The following is a 19,349-nucleotide window of genomic DNA, read 5'->3' on the forward strand; positions in this document are numbered from 1 at the left end:
CCGCCGGGAGCGCGGCCGGCGCCGTCGGCGGACTCACCGCGCGGCCTTCGCGTCCGCGACGGTGATCGCGTCAAGCAGCCGCTCGCCGCGCGAGGTCAGCGAATAGAAGACCATCTTGCCTTCCCGGCGGGAGACGAGGAGCCCGGCGGCGCGCAGCAGACGGGCGTGGTGGGAGACGAGCTTGTCCGAGCGCTCACACACCCACGCCAGATCGCAGACGCACAACTCGCCGCCATCACGTAAGGCCAGCGCGACCGCCAGCCGGGTCGGGTCGGCCAGCGCCTTCGCGACCCGAGCGGCCAGCTCAAGCTCGGCGATCGGCCGGCGGGAACGGCGCAGCGCTTCCGCGCGCGGGAGGTCCATGCACAGCAGCTCGCACGTGTCCTTATCCACACGCTCATTCTAACGTCCGTGCGAACGTGCGTGTAGCGGTTGCGCTGCACGGGTCGACCAGCGCCCACGGGCGCGGTGGGGCCACGGCCAGTGGGCCGGTGGCGTCGGAGTCAGGCCGCGTGGGGTGAGCCGTGAGCGTGCTTGCCCATCGGCTTGTTCATCATCCTCAGCATTGGGAGCCCGCCGCCTATGCGGAAGTAGCGGGCGACCAGGATCGCTGCGAGCGTCAGGAAGAGGACGTTTAGCACCGTGGTGTAGTCGAGCGTCACGCTCGCCTGGATCACCTTGGCATGGCGTGCGCCGGTGGGGACCAGGCCGGCGGCGTTGAAGATCAGGTCGACGATCAGGCCGGCGGCGGCCATCGTGGCGTAGAAGGTGATGAGCAGGAAGGCGGCTACGTGGCGGCCGTAGTACTTGCGGTAGATGTTGAGGATCGGGAGGATGATCAGGTCGGCGAAGATGAACGCCAGCACGCCCCCGAAGCTGATGCCACCGTTCCAGAGCACGGCGGCGAGCGGCACATTGCCGACCGAGCAGACGAACGAGATGATCGCGACCAGCGGTCCGATCAGCGGGCCCCAGATCGTGGAGAGGACGCCGTGGTGCTGGAGGAACAGGCCGCGCCAGAACGAGTCGGGGACCCATGCGGCGAGCGCGCCGGCGATCAGCAGGCCGCCGAAGATGTCCATCCACACGGCTCCCCAGTCCATGACGAAGTAGTTGCTGGTCGCCGTGAAGCCGTCCGCCGAGCGCAGCCGCTGCCAGATCGTGCCGCTGTCGCCGACGCTCATGTCCATCTCGGCATGGCCCTCCATGCGGCCGAGGACGCCGCGGTTGGCCTCTGAGCGTGCCGCCTGCACGATCGAGGGCTTCAGGAAGCGCCGGAAGAGCAGCGCCATCAGCGCGATCATGATCGGTCCGCCGAGGAACTCGCCGGCGGTGAACTGCCAGCCGATCAGGACCGCGAGGATGATCCCGAGCTCGACTACGAGGTTGGTCGAGGCGAACTGGAACGCCATCGCGGAGGTGAAGTCGGCGCCGCGGCGGAAGAGAGATCGCGCGAGCGCGACCGAGGCGTAGGAGCAGGAGGATGAAGCTGCCCCCAGGCCAGAGGCGATCGCGAGCGTCCTCGGCGAGTCGTCGGGCAGCAGCTCTCGCATCTGGCGTTTGCTGACGACCGCCTGCACGGCAGCGGAGAGCGCGAAGCCGAGGATCAGCGCCCAGAGGATCTCCCAGAACATCCCGAACGAGAACGACAGCGCGTCCCCGACGTGCGAGATCAGTGTCGTTGCGAACCGCGGCGTGCTCATCGTTCGGGCGCCCTGTTGCTCACTTGGTGTGACCGCTAGCGGCTGCGGGTGAAGCGGTGGACGGCGTCGAGCAGCTCGCGGCTCTTCTCAGCGGCGACCTCTTCGTCGCCAGATGCCAGTGCTCCGGCCACGCAGTGGTTGACGTGCTGGTCGAGAATCTTGAAAGCGACGGACTCCAGCGCGGTGGTGATCGCCGAGATCTGGGTGATGATGTCGATGCAGTAGCGGTCGTCGTTGACCATCTTCTCGATTCCGCGGACCTGCCCCTCGATGCGGTGCAGCCGCTTGGCGAGCGCCTCCTTCTCAGCCGTGTAGCCGTAGGTTGGCGTCGTGGCTATGTCCGTCACAGGGTCTCCCTTCGGGATTGGAAACGGCGTAGCCGCAGCGAGTTGCTGACCACGAACACGCTCGAGAAGGACATCGCACCGGCGGCGATGATCGGGTCCAGCAGGCCAGCGACCGCCAACGGGACGGCGGCGACGTTGTAGCCGAATGCCCAGAACAGATTGCGCTTGATCGTCGTCAGGGTGCGGCGCGCCAGCCGGATCGCGTCCGCGGCGGCGCGCAGGTCGCCCGAGACGAGCGTGAGATCCGAGGCCTCGATCGCAACGTCGGTACCGGTTCCGATCGCCAGGCCGAGGTCGGCCTGGGCGAGCGCGGGCGCGTCGTTGACACCGTCGCCGATCATCGCCACGACCTCTCCCTGCTGCTGCAGCCGTGTGACCTCGGCCGCCTTCTGGTCGGGCAGCACACCGGCGAGCACACGCTCGATGCCGACCTGATCGGCCACCGCGCGGGCGGCACGCTCGTTGTCACCGGTCAGCAGCACGGGCTGCAGACCCAGTGCCTTGAATTCAGCGATCGCCTGCGCGCTGCTGGCCTTGACCTGATCGGCGACGGCGACCACCCCGCGGGCGGCGCCGTCCCAGGCGACCACGACGACCGTGTTGCCTTGCTCCTCGAGCCGCTGGGCCTGTGCATTGAGGTCGTCGGGCAGCTTGACGCTCCACTCGGCGAGGAAGGCTGGGCGGCCGACCAAGACGGCGTGGCCGTCGACCACCGCCTGGACACCGAGCCCGGCTTGGTTGGCGAAGCCCTCCGCCTCGGGGAGCGCGCCCAGCTGCGCGCGGCCGTATTCCGCGATCGCGCGGGCGATCGGGTGCTCGCTGGCGTCCTCGGCACCCGCTGCGAGGCGGATCAGCTCGGTCTGCTCGGTGCCGGGAGCGGCCAGTGCTGCGCTGACGGCCATCCTGCCCTCGGTCACTGTGCCTGTCTTGTCGAGCACGATCGTGGTGACCTGGCGCGTGCGCTCGAGGATCTCCGGGCCCTTGATCACGATCCCGAGCTGCGCGCCCCGTCCGGTGCCGACCATCAGAGCCGTCGGCGTGGCCAGGCCGAGGGCGCAGGGACAGGCGATCACGATCACCGCCACAGCCGCTGTGAAAGCGGCGGCGGCGCTGGCCGCGAACGCCAGCCAGCCGGCGAGCGTCAGCAGCGAGACCGCGATCACGACCGGGACGAAGACCGCTGAGACCCGGTCCGCGAGTCGCTGCACCGGCGCCTTGCCGGCCTGCGCGTCACTCACAAGCCGTGCGATCTGCGCGAGTGCGGTCTGCGCCCCGACTCTGGTCGCGCGCACGACGAGCCTGCCGGAGGTGTTGATCGTCGCGCCGGCGACCTGATCGCCGGCGGCCACCTCGACCGGGACAGACTCACCGGTCAGCATCGATGCGTCGACGGCGGAGGAGCCACTCTCGACGATCCCGTCGGTGGCTACCTTTTCACCCGGGCGCACGACGAACAGCTCACCGACCTGCAGCTGCTCGACCGGCACGAGCACCTCCTGCCCGTCGCGCAGGACACGCGCCTCCTTGGCGCCGAGCTCGAGCAGCTTGCGGATCGCCTCCCCCGAGCGGCGCTTAGCACGCGCCTCGAAGTAGCGGCCCAGCAGGATCAGGGCGGTGATCAGGGCGGCCGCATCGAAGTAGATGCCCTCGTGCAGGCCCGTCACCAGCACCACCACCGACCAGATCCAGGCCGCGAGCGTGCCGACCGATATCAACGTGTCCATCGTCGCCACCAGATGCCTGGCATTCAACGCGGCGGCACGGTGAAACGGCCAGCCGCCGTATGCAACGACCGGGGTTGCGAGTGCCAGCGACACCCACCGCCAACCCGAGAACTGCAGCGGCGTCGCCCATGCGAGCAACGCCAGCGGCACCGAGAGCGCGGCGGCGATGAGCAGCCTGATCAGCCAGATGCGGGCAGGGTCATCCTGCTGCGTGGCTTCCTGGGGAAGTGAGGCGTGGTAGCCGGCCGCCTCGACGGCGCCGATCAGATCGGCAACGGACAGATTGCTGGCGTCGAAGCTGACGGCAGCGTGCTCTGAGGCGAAGTTCACTGATGCGCTCACGCCATCCAGCCTGTTCAGGCGCTTCTCGATCCGCGTCGCGCACGACGCGCAGGTCATACCCTCGATCGCCAGCTCCACCTGCCCGGACGGCCGGTCCCGGGCCTCGACGGGGGCCGGCTCGGTCGAGACCGACATCACGCCGCCTCGTAGCCCGCCTCGACGATCGCTGCGCGCAAGGCGCCTTCGTCGAGCTTCTGACCGCTGACCTCCACGAGCTTGGTGTCGAGGTCGACGGCGACCAACTCCACCCCGGAGACGCCGGAAAGCTCTTCCGTCACCGCCGCCTTGCAGTGGTTGCAGGTCATCCCGGGGACGCTGTAGGTGATCGTCTCGGCCATGGTTTCTCCTTTCAAAGGTACCCCAACAGGGTATAGCGCATACCCTAGGGCAGTATCGCCCGGGGGGTCGCCGCTCACACCGTGATCTGCCTCGCTGCGTGCTGCGGCGTTCCCGCTATTTCGTCGCAGGCGAGCACGGAGGCAGGCAGTCCGCAGCCTCGTCACGATCGACCAATGCAACGTTCACGTAGGGTTGTCATTGGCGCTGCGGGCGCCACGATCCTGATCCTCGCGCTCGCCGGAGTCGCGGTCTCAGCGGTCTTCGGCAACGCTCGTCAGACCCCCTACGGCGCGGCCGCGGGCGGACCCGCGGGATACGGCTACGGGATGATGGGGTCCGGGGGCTCCGGGATGGGACCCGGGGGCGGCTACGGCATGATGGGCGGTACGGGAGCGTCGATTGGGAGTCGTTCGGGCTCCGGCGCGGCGAAGGCGCGCGGATCGCAGGCGCTGACGCTGGTCGTGCGCTCGGATGCCGAGCACGCTCTTCGCGGGTCCGACGGCAACTGGCACGACGCCTTCCTGCCGGCCGACTTCACCGTGCAGGCGCGCCGCAGGGTTACGGTCACCGTCTACAACTACGACGATATGCCGCACTCGTTCACCTCATCCGCGCTCGGCGTGGACGCGACGATCCCCGCCGGCTCGGAGAGCTCACCCAGCAAGACGACCTTCGCGTTCACGGCACCCGCGACCACCGGGAGCTATGCCTGGTGGTGTGCGCTGCCATGCGACTCCTGGGCGATGGTGCATGACGGGTACATGCGTGGCCATGTGACCGTACGGGCCTGATGAAGCGAAGCGCCGCGCTCGCGCCTCTGTCACGCGACCACCACCACGCACTCGTCGTCGCGAGCGCGCTCACCCGCGCCGGCGAGGGAACCTGTTACTCATCAGCGATGCTGTTCGCGGACTTCATCGCCGACCACGAGGCCAGGCACTTCGCGCTCGAGGAATCGCTCCTGCTCCCGACGCTTCCACCGGGCGAACGGGCGCGCCTCCTGGCGGAGCGCATGCGTGCCGACCACGAGCACCTGCGTGAAACGGCCGGAGCGCTCAGGCAGGGGCGCCTGCAGCCGACAGTCGAGCTGACGGCGTCGCTCGGTGCCCGCCTGCGTGCGCATGTGCAGCTCGAGGAGCGCGAGCTGTTCCCGTACATCGAGCAGTCGCTGGACGCCGCATCGCTCGAGCAGCTCGGAATGCAGCTCGAAGCCGGGACATAGCCGACCTAGACGACTCGGTTCACAGCTTCCGCACGGTCACCGCCCACAGCGACGGCATCGGCCACGGCGCCACATTCATCGTTCGCCTTCCGACCAGCCAGCGACCAGCGACCTAACCTTCACAGGTGGCTGAGCCACTGCCCGACGATCCGGTTCGCCCCACCCGATGTGCCAGACGAAGGCGTCCTCCAGCGTCGGGCGCCGAAGGAGGGACCTGGCATCTTCTGCGCGAGTGTTCAGGAGTCGCCAGATGGTTGGACTTGCCCGAGCGCCGCGCGGACAGGCCTCCAGGAGAAGCCGCCATCCGTGACGGTGATCGACTCCTCCCCTTCGAGCACCACCGCGCCAGCCCGTCGCAGCAAAGCCAGATTCGTCGGGTGAGCCGGGTGGGCTGCAAGCGCCGCCTTGCAATACGTCGCCACCACGATCGGCACCCCGAGCCCCAGCATCTCGTTGAGCAGCCCCAAGGCGAGGGAATCGTTGATCCCAGCCGCCCACTTGTTCAGCGTGTTGAACGTCGCCGGCGCGACAAGCAGCGCATCGGCTGTCGGCAGTTCGTCGGCCTCATCGGGCCTCCGAGGCCGAACTCGCACCTGGTGGCCGGTGGCCTGCGCCAAATGGTCCATGTCAAGCCACGAAGCCGTCGTCTCGGTGGGGACCGCATAGACGTCCCACCCGTCCTCCTGGAGCTGTCGCAGCGGCTCCTCCCACGCCAGCGCCGGCGGCGCAGCGCACAAGATCCAGTAGAGGACCGCCGGTCGCGCGGGTCCGGCCGTCATCAGGCGACCGACGTAGCGTAGGGAGCCAGAAGGCGCAGACCGGGCACCGCGGATCGCTGGCCGCGCTGCAGCAGGTCACCGATCAGTCGCTGCGCCGGAAGGTTGACGCGCAGAACCTGGGGTCCGATGCGTTCGGCGCGCAGAAGTCGGTCGACGGCCTCTGCGTCGCGTCCCTGGCGAGCGTGGGCGAGCGCGGCGTCGAGGTGGACCTGACACCGCCGGCCGACGAGCCCGGGCGGGAAGCGATCGGTTTCGATCTGGTCGGCGATCTCAACCGCCCGGTCCGGCTGGTCCAGACGCACGGCCGCGGCGAGCGCATGAGTGCGCACGTTCGTGGGGCCGAACCCCGTCCAGGCGTGATTGCGGTCCGTGCCGAGGTCATCGGCGAGGTGCTGGGCCTCGGCGAGGTAGCGGCTGGACGAGGCAGCGTCGCCCTGTGCCGACGCAGTGATCGCCGCGATCAGTAAGAGCGCACCTCGCACCGACAGCACGGTAGGGTCGCGGCGGCTGGCATCGGCCAGATGCTCGGCGCCGATGGCCGCCACCTGTTCCGCGTGCGCGGGTTCGCCGGCCGCCTCGAGTGCGCATGCGAGCTGATATGTCGCCGCACCGCGCAGCGCAGAGGAGCCGCTGAACGCCGCGGCCGTGACGGCGCGATCCGCCGCCAGTCGAGCGGTCGGTGTCTGGCGGAGCTTCGTCGCGACCTTGGCGGCGAGGACGAACGTCCAGCCCTGGGCGGCGAGGGCCCGCCGCCGGCTCCGTTCATCCTCTGCCAGAACCATCCCGTCCGTCGTCGGGCCGATCAGGGATGGCAGTACGTCGGCGACGCGCTGGTATTCGCCGCGTTGGTAGCTCGCGTGTGCGCGAGCGATGCGCTCGTCAAGCCCAGCGAGCGTTGGTGGCTCGGTCGGGGTAGCTCCGCGAAGGCGCAGGCCTCCCCAACCAGCCAGGTCAACCGAAAGCATCGCTCCCGCTGCTCCGGCGGCCGCCTCCCTGAGGAAGTCCCGGCGCCTCACGTCGTCGTCCGCCAAGCCGAGCAGGTTTGGTGGGATGTCGAGGTGCTCGGCCAGGCGACCCAGCGTGCGTATGTCGTAGAGGCGAGCACGGCCATTCTCGATGCGTGAGATCTCCGACTGGCTGTATCCACAGGCGTCCCCGGTCTGGCGTTGAGTCTCCCCTTTGGCGCGCCGAGCCAGCCGGATCACCGTTCCGGTGTCGCCCTGCTGGACAGCCTCGAGGACTGCCGGTGATTGACACCACGCCTCGACCATCTCGACGATCGCTATTGAAGGCTAACCCCCGCCCCGACGGGCCGCCATCCCGTATGCAAGTCATGCATACGGGATGCATCGCCGCCATGTCGACACCTACGCTCAGGCCGTCCATGGTCAACTGGTCCCTTGATGGGCGGCGCCGAGCGACCCCAATCCAGCACGGACCATCGCGGACGGCCCGCCGCGAGCTCCACGCCAACGCTGGCGCTCAGTCGCAAAGACGCCGCCGCGGCGCTCGGCATGTCGCTGCGGCACTTCCAGCGCCACGTCCAGCCGCAGCTCCGCTGCATCCATTCCGGCCAGCTGCGCCTCTACCCGGTGGCCGAGCTCGAACGCTGGACGGACGCGAACATCTCAAGCGCACTCGACAAGTGGTAGACGATGTGGAGATGCCCGACCGCGACATCAGAACTCGCTATCCCGGCGTCTACGCGCGTCACAAGGTCGGCTGCAGGACGGAGAGCGGCGGCAGGTGCAGTTGCAGCCCCAGCTACTTCGCGTCCGTCTACGACCGCGATCGCAAGCGATACGTCAAGACGCGGCGGCAGCAGTCGATCGCCGCCGCCCGCAGCGCTCGCGACGACCTCATCCGCGCGCTCCAGACCGGGCAACTGCCCGAGAGCGGCGGCATCCGCCTGGCTGAGGCGCGCGAGCGGTTCGTGAAGTCCGCGCGCGAGGGCCGCGCACTGAACAAGCGCGGGCTGCGGTACAAGCCGCGGGCGATCGACAACGTCGAAGAGGTCTTGCGGGTCCACATAGAGCCGACGCTCGGGACGAAACGGCTCTCCACGATCAGCCGCGGTGACGTGCAGAAGATCGTCGATGAACTGACGCCACACATGTCCGGCAGCCGCATCCGTTCGATCGTCAATGGGCTGCGCTCGTTGTACCGCTGGGCGCAGGACCGCGATCTTGCGATGCACGATCCGGCCGCGCTGGTCCGACTGCCGGCGATGAACGCCAACCCGGTTGAGCGGATCGCGACCCCGCATGAGTTTGAGCGGCTCCTCGCGGCCCTCGACACCAAGGATGCCCTCCCCTACGCGCTGGCCGGCTACGGGATGGGTCGCCGCGCGCAGATCATTCGCTTGCGTTGGACCGAGGTCGACCTGAAGACCGGCGCGCTCGAGTGGGGCGTCGAATGGGAGGCCCGCAAGTACGACGCCTCACGCCGCGTCGTGCCGCTCGTCCCGCAGCTGCATACCTTGCTGAAGCGCGCATACCTCGAACAGGGGCGACCGAAGGAGGGTCTCGTCTGTCCTCCCCATGCCGAGTGGGCGAGCACCGGGATGCTCAACACCGGCTGGTTGACCAAGCGCGTCAAGCTGATCTGGGCGGCCAGCAAGCTCGAGCCGATCTCACTACAGGAGGCCCGCCACTCCGCCGCCACATGGCTGGATGCTGCCGGGGTGCCGCCTAAGATCGCGTCGGTTTTGATGGGCCACGCGACACCTGAACGCCAAGCCGGCGCGGCGCAGATCACCCTCGCGCGGTACACCCACGCGCTGCCGGAGGACATCCTCAAGGCGCGCGATACGTTCGCGGCGTACCTGACCGCGCACCAGGCGGAGCGTGCAGCTCGATGAGGTTTCATTCCCTTTTTCATTCCCTCGGACCTAAAGATCCAGTGTTCATAGGGGTTTCTGGCCGAACATCCCGGTCTCGAAAACCGGTATGGGCTTTCAGTCCATCGGGGGTTCGAATCCCCCCCTCTCCGCTGTTGCCCAACCGAATGCTCCCCTGCGCAGGGATGATGCGCCGGCCGGGGGTGGGCGTGGCGGTCGGGCGGTTCGTCGCTCGGGACCGCTCACCACCGCTCGAGGGCGGATCTGCTCGACGGTGATGGGCTTGGGCGCGACCAGCGCGCCACGGCGCAGATCCACCCGGGCATCCTCACGCCAGAGCTTCGCTTCCGCCTCTGTGCGGAAGGAGCGGCGGATGAGCTTTCCGTCCCGCGCGCTCCAGATGGTCGCCCGGTAGCCCGGGGAGCAGCTACAGAGCCCACCGTCCCGAGCAGGACAGTTCCGACGATGGCGGACCTCGATGCCGCTGGCCGCACGTGTTCTCGCTGTGCTCATCGCCGTGCCCGTCAGAGGTCGCCGAGGTTGCGGTGGGCGTTGGCATCGATCGAACGTTCGCGTTCGGACCGCGGGATCAGCCGAGCGGCTCGTGGCACGCGCCCTGGCTGCGGTGCGCTCGTCTGGCGCGAACGCGACCGCCCGTGCGCACCCCGGCGCCGAGCACACACCACGGACCGGCCGCCTGCCGGTCAAGAGCCGCCCCGGAGGCCTCCTCCCTTCTGCGCGCACCCGCATAGGATGAACAGAGGATGGACCTTCTCCGTGTGCAACTGCAGGTGCCGGCATCCAGCCGGCGGGCGGTCACGCACTTCTACGCCAGCACACTCGGCCTCAGCTCAACCGCCGAGGCGGCCCACGAGATCGGCCACAGCACCCTCGCCTTTGAACCCCACACCGGCACGCCCTTCTACCACTTCGCCATCCAACTCCCCGGCGACCGGTTCACCGCCGCCACCAACTGGGCGCGCCAGCGCGTCCACACCCTCACCGACCCGGTCCACTTCGACGCCTGGAACGCCGACGCGATCTACTTCCACGACCCCGTCGACAACATCGTCGAACTGATCGCCCACCACGGCCACGGCGAAAACGGCCGCCATGACCCGTTCAACCCCAGCGAGTTCCTCGGCATCTCAGAGATCGGACTCGTCGGCGACGTCCACACGATCACCACAGACCTCGCCCCGCTCGAGCTGAACGTCTTCAGCGGCGCCGGAACAGACCTGACGTTCCTCGGCGCACCGACCGGCACCCTGATCATCACCGCCACTGGACGCGGCTGGCTTCCACTCCAACGCCCAGCCCAACCCCACCCCGTACACGCCACCATCGCCGGCACCCCCAAAACCACCATCCACACCGCCGGACACACCGTCCGCCAAACCGGCTGACCATCCGCCGTCACACCAAACCGCGAAAGCACCAACCCTCCGACACTCGATCCCCGCATCACATCCTCGCCATCGGAGTGGCGCAGCGCCTGACCCGGGCTGAAGTGAATGCAATCGTGGACCCGCCTGATGGCCGCATTGCAGGCGTGGCAAGGGTGTTGTCACGACAGGCTCGGTCAACACCTATCTTGATGGGTTCTGATGAGACTCGCTCGTGTGCTGCCGACCTGGTTGGCACTCGTTGCTGGCGCCTTTGGCCTTACCGGGTGTGGTGCTCAAGCCCCCGGCGGGGGCTGTGGTGACGCCCTGTGCAGTGGAGTCCTCGTCACCCTGCGTTGCGGTTCGACCCGGTACCATGAAGGTGGCCGCTACATCGTGCGCTGGACGTTCTTCGGCAGCCACCATGTTGTTGATCAGTCTGGAGCACTCACGATGCCCCGTCGGGCTTCCGTTGTCCGCTTCACGGCCGCGACGGGCTTTCCCGGCCGCTACACACTTGAGGTTACGGTCGGCTCACCAAGTGCCACCAGGACGTTCGTAACCCATACCGGCCACGCCCCTCATATCAGCATGGTTGTCCCCGCGAGGACGTCAGGCAGCTGATCGGTCATCGCGGACACGGCACCGGGTAGGCGCGACCATGTCCCGACGCCGGGTTGCCCGTGCCGTGAACGACCCCGTCGACGCACTGGCCAGAGCGGATCCGTTCACCGCCAGCGACGCTGTCGCGTGCGTGTTGTCGTTGGTGTCTCAGGCTGGCTGGAGCTCGGGTGCCTCCCGGGTCTCAGCTGCGTTCTCGCTTCGCTCGAGACGATCCTGGCGCGCCACCAACCAGAGCAATTTCGGTATCAGTAGTGATACCATCGGCGGATGGCGATGACTCTGCGACTGACCGACGATGAGACTGACGCGTTGAGGCTCCGCGCTAGCCGCGAGGGACGCTCGATGCAAGACGTCGCCAGGACCGCCGTGCGCGAGTACATCGACCGCACGAGCCGGCGTGAGTTGTTGGACGGGATCCTGGATCAGGAGCTGCCTCGCTACGCCGAGGCGCTGCGGCGCCTCGGCGAGTGATCTTCCTCGACCTCGAGTCGCTCCTCTACGTGGCCGGCCGAACGCTCGACGGCGAGCCAGCGGTCCGCGACTACGGATTGCTCGAATCGGCGCTTGCACGTCCACAGGCATCCGCGTTCGGCGAGGACGCCTACACCGACATTCATCAGAAGGCAGCCGCGCTGCTGCACTCACTCGCCCGTAACCATGCGCTGGTCGACGGCAACAAGCGGATCGCGCTGACGGCGACCATCGCATTTCTCGGCATGAACGGCATCCGCCTCACGTTCAGCAACGATGAGGCCTACGACTTGGTCATCAGTGTCGCGACCGGCGCGCGCGAGGACGTCGCAGACATCGCCGCGGTGCTCCAGGCAGGCTCGGAGCCCTGGGCCTCGTAACCCAGACCTGCTCTCGCCAAGCAACGAGCATCTCAAGCGGGACACCCTTGTGCCCGGCAACGCGCGGGAAGTGGTACCGCGTATCGATCAAGCTGGGCACGGCTCCTCGGGGCCCACGACGGCCCCGGATGGCCTCACCGTCGCAGTCGAACTCACCGTCGCAGTCGAACTCAGCGTCGCAGTCGAACTCAGCGTCCGGCATCGGTGCGGCGGCAATCAGCTCACGGAAGCGGGCTGCAGATATCAGCTTCCCTTGGGGCGGGCGAGATCACGGTGCCCCCGAGACGCCGCTGCGCGAGGTCTCGATCTTCTCTCCGCCGGAGCCCCTGTGCAGCACGTCAGAGAAGCGCGGCGCGGCGCCAGTGGCGATCAACCGCGTCACAGCCCGAATCTCTTCAGATCAATCTGATCACGTGCCTTGGCGGATCGCGTCGGAAACCGACACGCGAGCCGGCTCGGGGGCCCCGTCACCGTCCGGGCACGGGTCGAACTCGAACTCCACGGTTCGGTCGATCCAATCGATCACCTGCGCGAGCGTGACGTGATCGGGCACCCAGCCGCTGATCGTCAGGACCTTCCCGTCGGTGCCCTCGCGCCAGTCGACAGCGGCCCCCGGCGCCCGGTTGAGCGCCACCGAGTCGACATGGGGCCCCGTGAGCGCCCCCACCCCATGCACGGCGCTGACGCGGCCCGCCCAGCAGGGGGCCTGCAGCATCCGGTAGTAGGCGACGCCATGGCAGGGAACGAACTCAGCGGTCGCACAGCGCTCACCGAACGCGACTGCGCAGGCCATCCGAAACAGGTTGACGTTGGCCGCGCGTTGCAGCACGTACGGGGGACGGCCACCCAGCCGCCCGTTGACCTCGATCAGCATCGGCCCCGCCGGGGTCAGCTTGATCTCAGTGTGGAGCATCGCGGTCCGGATCCCCAGGGCGGCGATCGCCGCATCGGTCAACGCCACGAGCTCCCGCCGCAGATCGTCGCCGATCGGTACCGGCGTGAAGTTCCCGGTCTCCCGGAACGGTTCGGCCAGCGGAAAGCGGCCGGTGAGCGCAAGGTGGCTGACCTGGCCGGCGCTGACGGCCGATTCGACGGACAGGTAGCTGGCGAACCGGGGATCGCCGCAGGAATCGTCGGGCAGGAACGCCTCGACCACCGCTCCCGAAGCAGGCTCGTAGGCGGCGATCAAGTCGGACGGGCCGCTCAGGGCGAGCAGCCCTCGGCTGCCGCTTCCCCGCGCCGGCTTGTAGACGGCCGGATAGCTCAATCCATCGGTGAGGTCGGCCACCGCCCGAGGGTCGAGACCCGGGTCCAACGTGATGAAGTCCGGCCCCGGCACCCCGGCTTGACGCAGCGCCTGACGCTGTAACCGCTTGTCCTGAAGCGTCCGAGCGACCTCGACGGTATGGAAGGGAAGTCCCAGCCGTGCGGCGATCTCCGCCGTCAACACCAGGTGGTCATCAACGAAGGTGACGATCCCCTGCGGCGCGTGAGCGGCGACGGCGGCCGCCGCCGCACCCGGGTCCTCCGGCGCGATCCTGACGGTAGGGCCGAACCGGGCGACAACGCGCTCGGCGATGGAGTCAAAGCGACCGTCGGGCAGAACCCAGAGGATCTCAGCGGCATCACCGAACCCGGCCCTGAGATCGAGCGGAAAGAACGATCGCGGATCGTGAACGACGGCGATCCGGCGCGCCATCACAACTCCTTGCGGATGAGCAGGGCCTGGGCGGATGCGAGCAGGGCGCGGTCGTTGCCGACCATCAGCGGTGCCGCCGCGATATCCCTGGAGATCCGCGCGAGGCTGCGCGGCGACGCGTTCCCGTAGCCGGCCAGGCCACAGATCGCCATCGCGCGGCGCACGACGTCGGGAGCCAGCGTCGAGGTGGCGATCTTGACGCTGTCCATCATCGACGCGAACCGGAGCGTGGCAACCTCCGGTCCGTCCTTGCAACGCTCGTACTCGGCCGCACCATGAGCAACCATCGAGCGGATCTGATGCAGGCAGACCGTCGCCTCCGCGAGCCTCAACGCGCTGGTCGGAGCGGGAGCGTCAGGGTCGGCGCGGCGCGCGGCGCGCGCCTGGTCGCGGACGGCGGCGTGGGCCCTGCTGGCGGCGCCCTCGGCTAGACCCAACCAGACGGAGCTGAGCAGAATCGCGCTGACAGGCAGGGACGTCTGCACGAACACGTCCGCGTAGTTGTCGATGACGAACTCCGGCTCGATCGTGGCGGACAGGAGCGCCGGGCGGCTGCAGGTCCCGCGCAGGCCCAGCGTGTCCCATTCCCCGCAGGGTTCCAGAGACATCGTCGGTGGAAGGCAGACTGCCATCACCTGGTCAGCGGCGGGGCTGTCCGGGTGGCGCCGGGCAGTAGCCAGAACCCCGTCGGCGTGCTCACCGTAGGAGACCGTCGACGCCTGCTTGGTGAGCCGAAAGCCGTCCGCCGTCGGTTCCAGCGCGCAGATGCTCGTCCGGCGCTCCCCGTTGAGACCGACCTCACTGTTCGCGTTCGCCAGCAGCAGTTCACCGGCGACAAGCCCGGGAGCGACGCGTTCAAGCAGGACGGGGTGTCCGTGGCGGGCGATGCAGGCCACCTGGATGCTGTGCATGGCCACGGTCAGGGCGGTCGCCGCACAGTGCTCGGCAAGCGCGGTGACCGCCTGGGCGACCTCAGCGAGCGTCGCCTCGGCGCCACCGTGCTGAACGGGAAGCAGCGCTCCCAAGAGGCCGGCGGCGCGCACCGCGGCGATCGCCTCCACGGGAAACCGGCCGTGATGGTCGACGTCGTCGGCATGGACAGCGGCGACGTCAACGCCGATCCGACGGGCCGCTGCCACGAGCGCGTGGTCGTCCGGTCCGTCTCCCGTCGAGCCCGAGGGGATGGGTCCCGCGTCTAGCAAGACGATCCGTTCACGACCGGGCGCCGCGGTGCGGCAGCCCGCCGTCGACCGTACGCCATTTTCGAGGGAGCCGGAATCACTCTGTCTGTGCGGGAGCGGGGTGCGCGAACGGTCATCGACGTGGGGGCATTCGTCCCCGCGATCGGGCGGGCGGCCGGACGACCGAAGCGCCCCGAGGGCAACTACTGAACGGGCAGCCGCTGATGCAGCTTGAAGAATTTCCCGCGGTGAACGTCCCGGTCCTCAAGGCATGGTAAACGAGGCGGTGGGGGTTGACGAGCCTCCGTCCGTTTGCAGACCGTCGCGCGCTCAGGTGGGGCGGCCACCGAGTCCGTTCCCGATGTGGCGGTCGGGACCGTGGCGACAGGGCGGACGACGCCGGCGCGGGCGCCGCGGCGGGCAGCCGCGGGTTCTGCCGGCCGGCGCGGCCGGCCATGGATACGGACCCCCGCGGCCGAACCCCCTCCGCTCCGCAGCGCAGTCCACCCGTGGCGCCGTCCCGTGCACGGCGGGGGGCACCGCACCGGGCCAGCTCGGCCCCAGCCGGAGGCGGGGGCTCACAGCAGGGGTCTTGCCAACTACCGTGCCCGGGCCTCAACGATCCACGCCGCCGCCGGGAGTTCGAGGCCGGCGGTCAAGTCAGCCGCGTCGATCCGAAACGGATCGACGCGGACCGACAACAGATCTCGCACCTCACGCTGGCGGTCGGGGCTCTCCTCGAGGTACATGGTGCGAGCCGGCCCCATCATGAGACGCTCGTGCACCCAGTCCCCGACGGGTTGCCCGGCACCCAGGTGCAGCACCAACTCGTGGGGGGCGACCTCCACCTCCACGAACCCGGCCGCCTTCAGGATCCGCTCCAACCGTGAGCGGTCGGCGAGGGAGAACGGGCCCGGCGCGTCATGGGGCGGCGCCTCCAACCCGTAGATCTCCGCCGCGCCACGGTTGACGACGGCCATCCACGGGTTGGCCGTCGGCGTCTGCCAGCACACGAACACCAGCCGGCCCCCGGGCGCCAGGGCACGCCGGAGGTTGCCGAAGCCCGCGACCGGGTCAGCGAAGAACATCACCCCGAAGCGACTGAAGACGAGATCGAAGGCGTCAGGTCCGAGGTCGGCGACCTGGGCGTCGACCCGGCGGAACTCGACCTGGGCGACCCCCGGCTGGTCAGCGACCCGCTGGGCCGCACGAGCAAGCATTGGCGCGCTGAGGTCGACCCCGACGACGCGTCCGGCCACACCGGCGGCCACCGCGAGCGCCGCCGTGGTCGCGCCGCACCCGCAGCCGACGTCGAGCACCGCCTCGCCCGGAGCCGGCGCGGCCCGCGCGAGCGCTGCCTCACCGAAGGGTGCGGTCTGGCGTTCGGTCTGGTCCTCGGCGGCCACCCAGAGCGGCCCGGCGACGTCATTCCAGAACTGCTCCTGCTGGGTGTTGACGATCGCGGGCTTCGTGTCGCTCATCTGCTGCTCCTTCGAGGATCGGTGGGGCATGGCAGGCGACCACGCCGTCGGGCCGAGGGTGGGGGGACCGCCAAGCGACGCTAGCAGTGCCACGACCGCGGGGACACGCGAGCCCCCCGGCCCGGAACCTCCATGACGCGCCTGAAAAGAGGTGCACATCGTCAGCGGTTCTGTCAGGCTGTGTGGCGCTCGGATCACCTAGTTCACGGAGAGAACCATGCGCCGGCCACACCTCCCCAAGGCACCATCTCCAGCCGTTGTCCTCGCCGGGGTCGCACTGTTCGTCGCGATGGCCGGCGGCGCCTACGCCGCCGTAACTCTCCCGCGCAACAGCGTGGGGACGCCACAGCTCAAGGACGGGGCCGTGACCGGGGCCAAGCTCGCCCGCCACAGCGTCGGGGCCGCGCAGTTGATCGCCCACTCCCTGCTCGCCTCCGATTTTCGAGCCCACCAGCTGCCGCAGGGCGCCCAGGGCCCCGCCGGTGCTCCCGGACCTCAGGGGGAAGCGGGCCCCGCGGGGCGGCCGGGTTCAGCGGGTGCTGAGGGGCCCGTCGGCCCGCAGGGGCCCCGTGGCGCTGACGGGCCCGCCGGACACCAGGGGCCGTCGGGCCCCGCAGGCCCGACCGGTCCACAGGGCCCGCTCGGCCCTCAGGGCCTGACCGGCCCCGCCGGCCCCCAGGGCTCGGCCGGACCGACCGGCGCCGCTGGCCCACAAGGCCCACTGGGCCTGACTGGTCCACAGGGCCTGACCGGCGCCACGGGTCCACAGGGTCCGACCGGCGCGACCGGCCCACAAGGCCCACAGGGCCTGACCGGTCCACAGGGCGCGACCGGCGCCACGGGCCCGCAGGGCCCGACCGGTCCACAGGGAGCGACCGGCGCGACCGGTCCACAGGGAGCGACCGGCGCGACCGGTCCACAGGGAGCGACCGGCGCGACCGGCGCAACCGGCGCGACCGGCGCAACCGGCGCGACCGGCGCAACCGGCGCGACCGGCCCGACCGGCCCTCAGGGACCGGCTGGCGCCGGGTACCAGTTCACGCAGACGACGAGCAACCCCGGGCCGACCCTCACCACGGCGGGGACGTACCTGATCGACGCCGTCGCCACCCTCGCCAATCCGAACGCACTGGAGCAGACGGGGAGCTGTGCCATCGACAACGCCGGCAGCCCCGGAACGTTCCTCCAGGGTGCCTTTGACATTCCCGCTCTCAGCTCGGCCGCCGGATACTCCTTCAGCGGCATCACCCAGGTAGCCGCGGGCACCCAAGTGGTCCTCACCTGCGACAACGGGGTCACCATCTCAAGTGTCACCTGGTGGGTCTCCCCGGTCGGATAGCGGGGACGCACGTGCCCGGCCGCCCGTCGAGCCGCACTGAGGCCCAACCGGACGCGGAGGACCTCGCGACGGTCGCGCTGGAACGGCTGCTGAGCGCCGCGGCCGCTTGGACCGGGGCGAGCGAGTTCAGCGTCGATCCCGTCCACGTCCGCGCGGCGATCCGCAGCGAACGGCTGCTCCGCGTCAATGGTCGCCCACTACCGGGCTTTCACCCGCTCTCCCGGTTCTGGCCGACCGCCGACGGGTGGGTCCGCACGCACGCGAACTATCCGTGGCACCGGGCGGCGCTGCTCACGGCACTCGACACCACCCCGGAGCGGCTCGAGCGGACGATCGCGGCGCTGCCCGCCCGCGCAGTGGAGGACCGGGTCAGCGCCGCCGGCGGGCTCGCGGTCGCGGTCCGCACGCGGGCGCAGTGGCGCGCGCTTGCGGGACCGCCGGTCCCGCTCCTGGAGAGCGCAGCGATCCCGGGCGCCCCGCCGCGAGCCACGGGCAGGCTCCGCGTCCTCGATCTCACGCGGGTGATCGCCGGGCCGGTGGCGACCCGGATGCTCGGCACCCTCGGCGCGGACGTGCTGCGAATCGACCCGCCCGGCCGGCCCGAGCTGCCCCTCCACCGCGTCGACGGACTGCTCGCCAAGCGCAGCGTGCGCCTGCACCTCAATGACCCACGACTGGAGGCACTGCTCTCTGCGGCGGACGTCATCGTCCTCGGCTACCGGCCGGGCGCGCTGGACCGGTTCCGCCTCACCCCGGAGGCGATCTGTGCCCGCCATCCCGGCGCGGTCGTCATCACCCTCTCAGCGTGGGGCTCGACCCCGGGGTTCGCGGACCGGCGCGGCTTTGACTCCCTCGTCCAGGCGGCCACCGGCCTCACCGACACGGCCGGACCCCCGACCGGTCTGCCCTGCCAGCTGCTCGACCACGTCACCGGCTACATGATCGCCGCGGCCGCACTCGAGGGCGTGCTGCGCCAGCGCCGGGAGGGCGGCGGTCACGTCTCCCATCTGTCCCTGGCCGCCACCGCCGAGGCGGTCCTTGCGGGCCCGCCGGCGAGCGATCTGCCGCTTGACCCGTCGCCCTACCTCGTCCGGCTCGGGCCACACGTCACCGCGGTCCGCCCGCCGGGCGCCCTTAACGGCGTTGCCCTGGCGTGGCCCGGACCGCCCGCCCGCTACGGCGGCGCCGCCCCGGTGTGGCGAAGGCCCCCGGACACCCTCACGGCGCCACTCGATTCGCTCCCGACGACCCGAATCATGAAATGAGCACCGTCCTCCGGCGTGCGACCACGATTTGGTGCGCCCAGCGACCCCGATCGTGAACGGACCGCCGCGATCGAGAGTGCGTGCACGATTTGGTGCGCTGGACACCGCTGGACACCGCCGGACACCGCCCCCAGCCCCCAGCCCCCAAACCCCGGCTCCCTGCACCCAGCCCCCAAACCCCAGCCCCCAAACCCCAGCCCCCAAACCCCGGCTCCCTGCACCCAGCCGC

General features: G+C 69.7%; 18 protein-coding genes, 1 tRNA gene and 1 pseudogene. 10 read left to right on the forward strand and 10 right to left on the reverse strand.

Annotated elements, in window-relative coordinates; genetic code table 11:
• Nucleotides 1-33: 33 nt before the first annotated feature.
• From M3M55_RS16235 to M3M55_RS16255, 5 genes are all read right to left on the reverse strand, one after another.
• A complete protein-coding gene (locus tag M3M55_RS16235) occupies nucleotides 34-393 on the reverse strand; it encodes a metalloregulator ArsR/SmtB family transcription factor (RefSeq protein ID WP_249010549.1) in 360 nt (119 codons plus the stop codon).
• 110 nt (nucleotides 394-503) lie between these two features.
• Nucleotides 504-1,703: a permease gene (locus M3M55_RS16240; RefSeq protein WP_249010550.1), complete on the reverse strand. Its 1,200-nt coding sequence runs from the start codon at nucleotides 1,701-1,703 to the stop codon at nucleotides 504-506.
• Between the two features lie 35 nt (nucleotides 1,704-1,738).
• Complete coding sequence (locus M3M55_RS16245; protein ID WP_249010551.1) at nucleotides 1,739-2,050, reverse strand: metal-sensitive transcriptional regulator; 312 nt, start codon at nucleotides 2,048-2,050, stop codon at nucleotides 1,739-1,741.
• Complete coding sequence (locus tag M3M55_RS16250; RefSeq protein WP_371878712.1) at nucleotides 2,047-4,251, reverse strand: heavy metal translocating P-type ATPase; 2,205 nt, start codon at nucleotides 4,249-4,251, stop codon at nucleotides 2,047-2,049. Before M3M55_RS16250 ends, M3M55_RS16245 begins: the two co-directional genes overlap by 4 nt.
• On the reverse strand, nucleotides 4,251-4,454 hold the full coding sequence (locus M3M55_RS16255; RefSeq protein ID WP_249010553.1) for a heavy-metal-associated domain-containing protein: 204 nt from the start codon (nucleotides 4,452-4,454) through the stop codon (nucleotides 4,251-4,253). Before M3M55_RS16255 ends, M3M55_RS16250 begins: the two co-directional genes overlap by 1 nt.
• Before the next feature lie 174 nt (nucleotides 4,455-4,628).
• On the opposite strand from M3M55_RS16255, the gene M3M55_RS16260 reads away from it, so the two are divergent.
• Complete coding sequence (locus M3M55_RS16260; RefSeq protein ID WP_249010554.1) at nucleotides 4,629-5,246, forward strand: cupredoxin domain-containing protein; 618 nt, start codon at nucleotides 4,629-4,631, stop codon at nucleotides 5,244-5,246.
• Nucleotides 5,246-5,677, forward strand: coding sequence for a hemerythrin domain-containing protein (locus tag M3M55_RS16265; protein WP_249010555.1), 432 nt, complete (start codon nucleotides 5,246-5,248; stop codon nucleotides 5,675-5,677). Before M3M55_RS16260 ends, M3M55_RS16265 begins: the two co-directional genes overlap by 1 nt.
• Before the next feature lie 236 nt (nucleotides 5,678-5,913).
• Here the strand turns inward: M3M55_RS16265 and M3M55_RS16270 are convergent, their stop codons facing one another.
• Entirely contained in the window at nucleotides 5,914-6,456 is a 543-nt protein-coding gene (locus tag M3M55_RS16270; protein WP_249010556.1) for a flavoprotein, read from the reverse strand.
• A complete protein-coding gene (locus M3M55_RS16275; protein WP_249010557.1) occupies nucleotides 6,456-7,727 on the reverse strand; it encodes a helix-turn-helix domain-containing protein in 1,272 nt (423 codons plus the stop codon). The genes M3M55_RS16270 and M3M55_RS16275 overlap by 1 nt, the downstream gene beginning before the upstream one ends.
• A 243-nt stretch (nucleotides 7,728-7,970) precedes the next feature.
• On the opposite strand from M3M55_RS16275, the gene M3M55_RS16280 reads away from it, so the two are divergent.
• From M3M55_RS16280 to M3M55_RS16305, 6 genes are all read left to right on the forward strand, one after another.
• Nucleotides 7,971-8,108 (forward strand): hypothetical protein, encoded by a 138-nt coding sequence (locus M3M55_RS16280; protein WP_249010558.1) that lies wholly within the window; start codon nucleotides 7,971-7,973, stop codon nucleotides 8,106-8,108.
• A gap of 11 nt (nucleotides 8,109-8,119) precedes the next feature.
• On the forward strand, nucleotides 8,120-9,316 hold the full coding sequence (locus tag M3M55_RS16285; RefSeq protein WP_249010559.1) for a tyrosine-type recombinase/integrase: 1,197 nt from the start codon (nucleotides 8,120-8,122) through the stop codon (nucleotides 9,314-9,316).
• Between the two features lie 35 nt (nucleotides 9,317-9,351).
• A tRNA-Ser gene (locus M3M55_RS16290) sits at nucleotides 9,352-9,444 on the forward strand.
• A 615-nt stretch (nucleotides 9,445-10,059) separates the two neighbouring features.
• Nucleotides 10,060-10,701, forward strand: coding sequence for a hypothetical protein (locus M3M55_RS16295; RefSeq protein ID WP_249010560.1), 642 nt, complete (start codon nucleotides 10,060-10,062; stop codon nucleotides 10,699-10,701).
• 870 nt (nucleotides 10,702-11,571) lie between these two features.
• Complete coding sequence (locus M3M55_RS16300) at nucleotides 11,572-11,775, forward strand: hypothetical protein (RefSeq protein ID WP_249010561.1); 204 nt, start codon at nucleotides 11,572-11,574, stop codon at nucleotides 11,773-11,775.
• Nucleotides 11,772-12,155 carry a type II toxin-antitoxin system death-on-curing family toxin gene (locus tag M3M55_RS16305; RefSeq protein ID WP_249010562.1) on the forward strand — a complete coding sequence of 128 codons (384 nt, stop codon included), beginning with the start codon at nucleotides 11,772-11,774 and terminating at the stop codon, nucleotides 12,153-12,155. The genes M3M55_RS16300 and M3M55_RS16305 overlap by 4 nt, the downstream gene beginning before the upstream one ends.
• Before the next feature lie 409 nt (nucleotides 12,156-12,564).
• On the opposite strand, the gene M3M55_RS16310 is transcribed toward M3M55_RS16305, so the two are convergent.
• From M3M55_RS16310 to M3M55_RS16320, 3 genes are all read right to left on the reverse strand, one after another.
• A complete protein-coding gene (locus M3M55_RS16310) occupies nucleotides 12,565-13,854 on the reverse strand; it encodes an acetyl-CoA carboxylase biotin carboxylase subunit family protein (protein WP_249010563.1) in 1,290 nt (429 codons plus the stop codon).
• Complete coding sequence (locus tag M3M55_RS16315) at nucleotides 13,854-15,056, reverse strand: acyl-CoA dehydrogenase family protein (protein WP_256469020.1); 1,203 nt, start codon at nucleotides 15,054-15,056, stop codon at nucleotides 13,854-13,856. Before M3M55_RS16315 ends, M3M55_RS16310 begins: the two co-directional genes overlap by 1 nt.
• A 578-nt stretch (nucleotides 15,057-15,634) precedes the next feature.
• The gene (locus tag M3M55_RS16320) at nucleotides 15,635-16,516 is read right to left on the reverse strand and encodes a class I SAM-dependent methyltransferase (protein ID WP_249010565.1); all 882 of its coding nucleotides are present in this window, start codon (nucleotides 16,514-16,516) and stop codon (nucleotides 15,635-15,637) included.
• 457 nt (nucleotides 16,517-16,973) lie between these two features.
• Between M3M55_RS16320 and M3M55_RS17695 the strand changes: the two are divergent.
• Nucleotides 16,974-17,642 (forward strand): annotated as a pseudogene (locus M3M55_RS17695) (collagen-like protein); the annotation flags it as partial.
• Nucleotides 17,643-17,866: 224 nt separating this feature from the next.
• On the forward strand, nucleotides 17,867-19,120 hold the full coding sequence (locus M3M55_RS16330) for a CoA transferase (RefSeq protein WP_249010566.1): 1,254 nt from the start codon (nucleotides 17,867-17,869) through the stop codon (nucleotides 19,118-19,120).
• The last annotated feature ends 229 nt before the right edge of the window (nucleotides 19,121-19,349 follow it).

Source organism: Conexibacter sp. DBS9H8 (assembly GCF_023330685.1).
Lineage (GTDB): Bacteria > Actinomycetota > Thermoleophilia > Solirubrobacterales > Solirubrobacteraceae > Palsa-465.

What these genes read in the sequence shown, in the direction of transcription:
- M3M55_RS16295 (WP_249010560.1), top strand. Translation starts at nt 10,060, where the DNA reads ATGGACCTTCTCCGTGTGCAACTGCAGGTGCCGGCATCCAGCCGGCGG.
- M3M55_RS16280 (WP_249010558.1), top strand. Translation starts at nt 7,971, where the DNA reads ATGTCGCTGCGGCACTTCCAGCGCCACGTCCAGCCGCAGCTCCGCTGC.
- M3M55_RS16300 (WP_249010561.1), top strand. Translation starts at nt 11,572, where the DNA reads ATGGCGATGACTCTGCGACTGACCGACGATGAGACTGACGCGTTGAGG.
- M3M55_RS16320 (WP_249010565.1), bottom strand. Translation starts at nt 16,516, where the DNA reads ATGAGCGACACGAAGCCCGCGATCGTCAACACCCAGCAGGAGCAGTTC.
- M3M55_RS16275 (WP_249010557.1), bottom strand. Translation starts at nt 7,727, where the DNA reads ATGGTCGAGGCGTGGTGTCAATCACCGGCAGTCCTCGAGGCTGTCCAG.
- M3M55_RS16255 (WP_249010553.1), bottom strand. Translation starts at nt 4,454, where the DNA reads ATGGCCGAGACGATCACCTACAGCGTCCCCGGGATGACCTGCAACCAC.
- M3M55_RS16265 (WP_249010555.1), top strand. Translation starts at nt 5,246, where the DNA reads ATGAAGCGAAGCGCCGCGCTCGCGCCTCTGTCACGCGACCACCACCAC.
- M3M55_RS16285 (WP_249010559.1), top strand. Translation starts at nt 8,120, where the DNA reads ATGCCCGACCGCGACATCAGAACTCGCTATCCCGGCGTCTACGCGCGT.
- M3M55_RS16310 (WP_249010563.1), bottom strand. Translation starts at nt 13,854, where the DNA reads ATGGCGCGCCGGATCGCCGTCGTTCACGATCCGCGATCGTTCTTTCCG.
- M3M55_RS16240 (WP_249010550.1), bottom strand. Translation starts at nt 1,703, where the DNA reads ATGAGCACGCCGCGGTTCGCAACGACACTGATCTCGCACGTCGGGGAC.
- M3M55_RS16250 (WP_371878712.1), bottom strand. Translation starts at nt 4,251, where the DNA reads ATGTCGGTCTCGACCGAGCCGGCCCCCGTCGAGGCCCGGGACCGGCCG.
- M3M55_RS16270 (WP_249010556.1), bottom strand. Translation starts at nt 6,456, where the DNA reads ATGACGGCCGGACCCGCGCGACCGGCGGTCCTCTACTGGATCTTGTGC.
- M3M55_RS16260 (WP_249010554.1), top strand. Translation starts at nt 4,629, where the DNA reads ATGCAACGTTCACGTAGGGTTGTCATTGGCGCTGCGGGCGCCACGATC.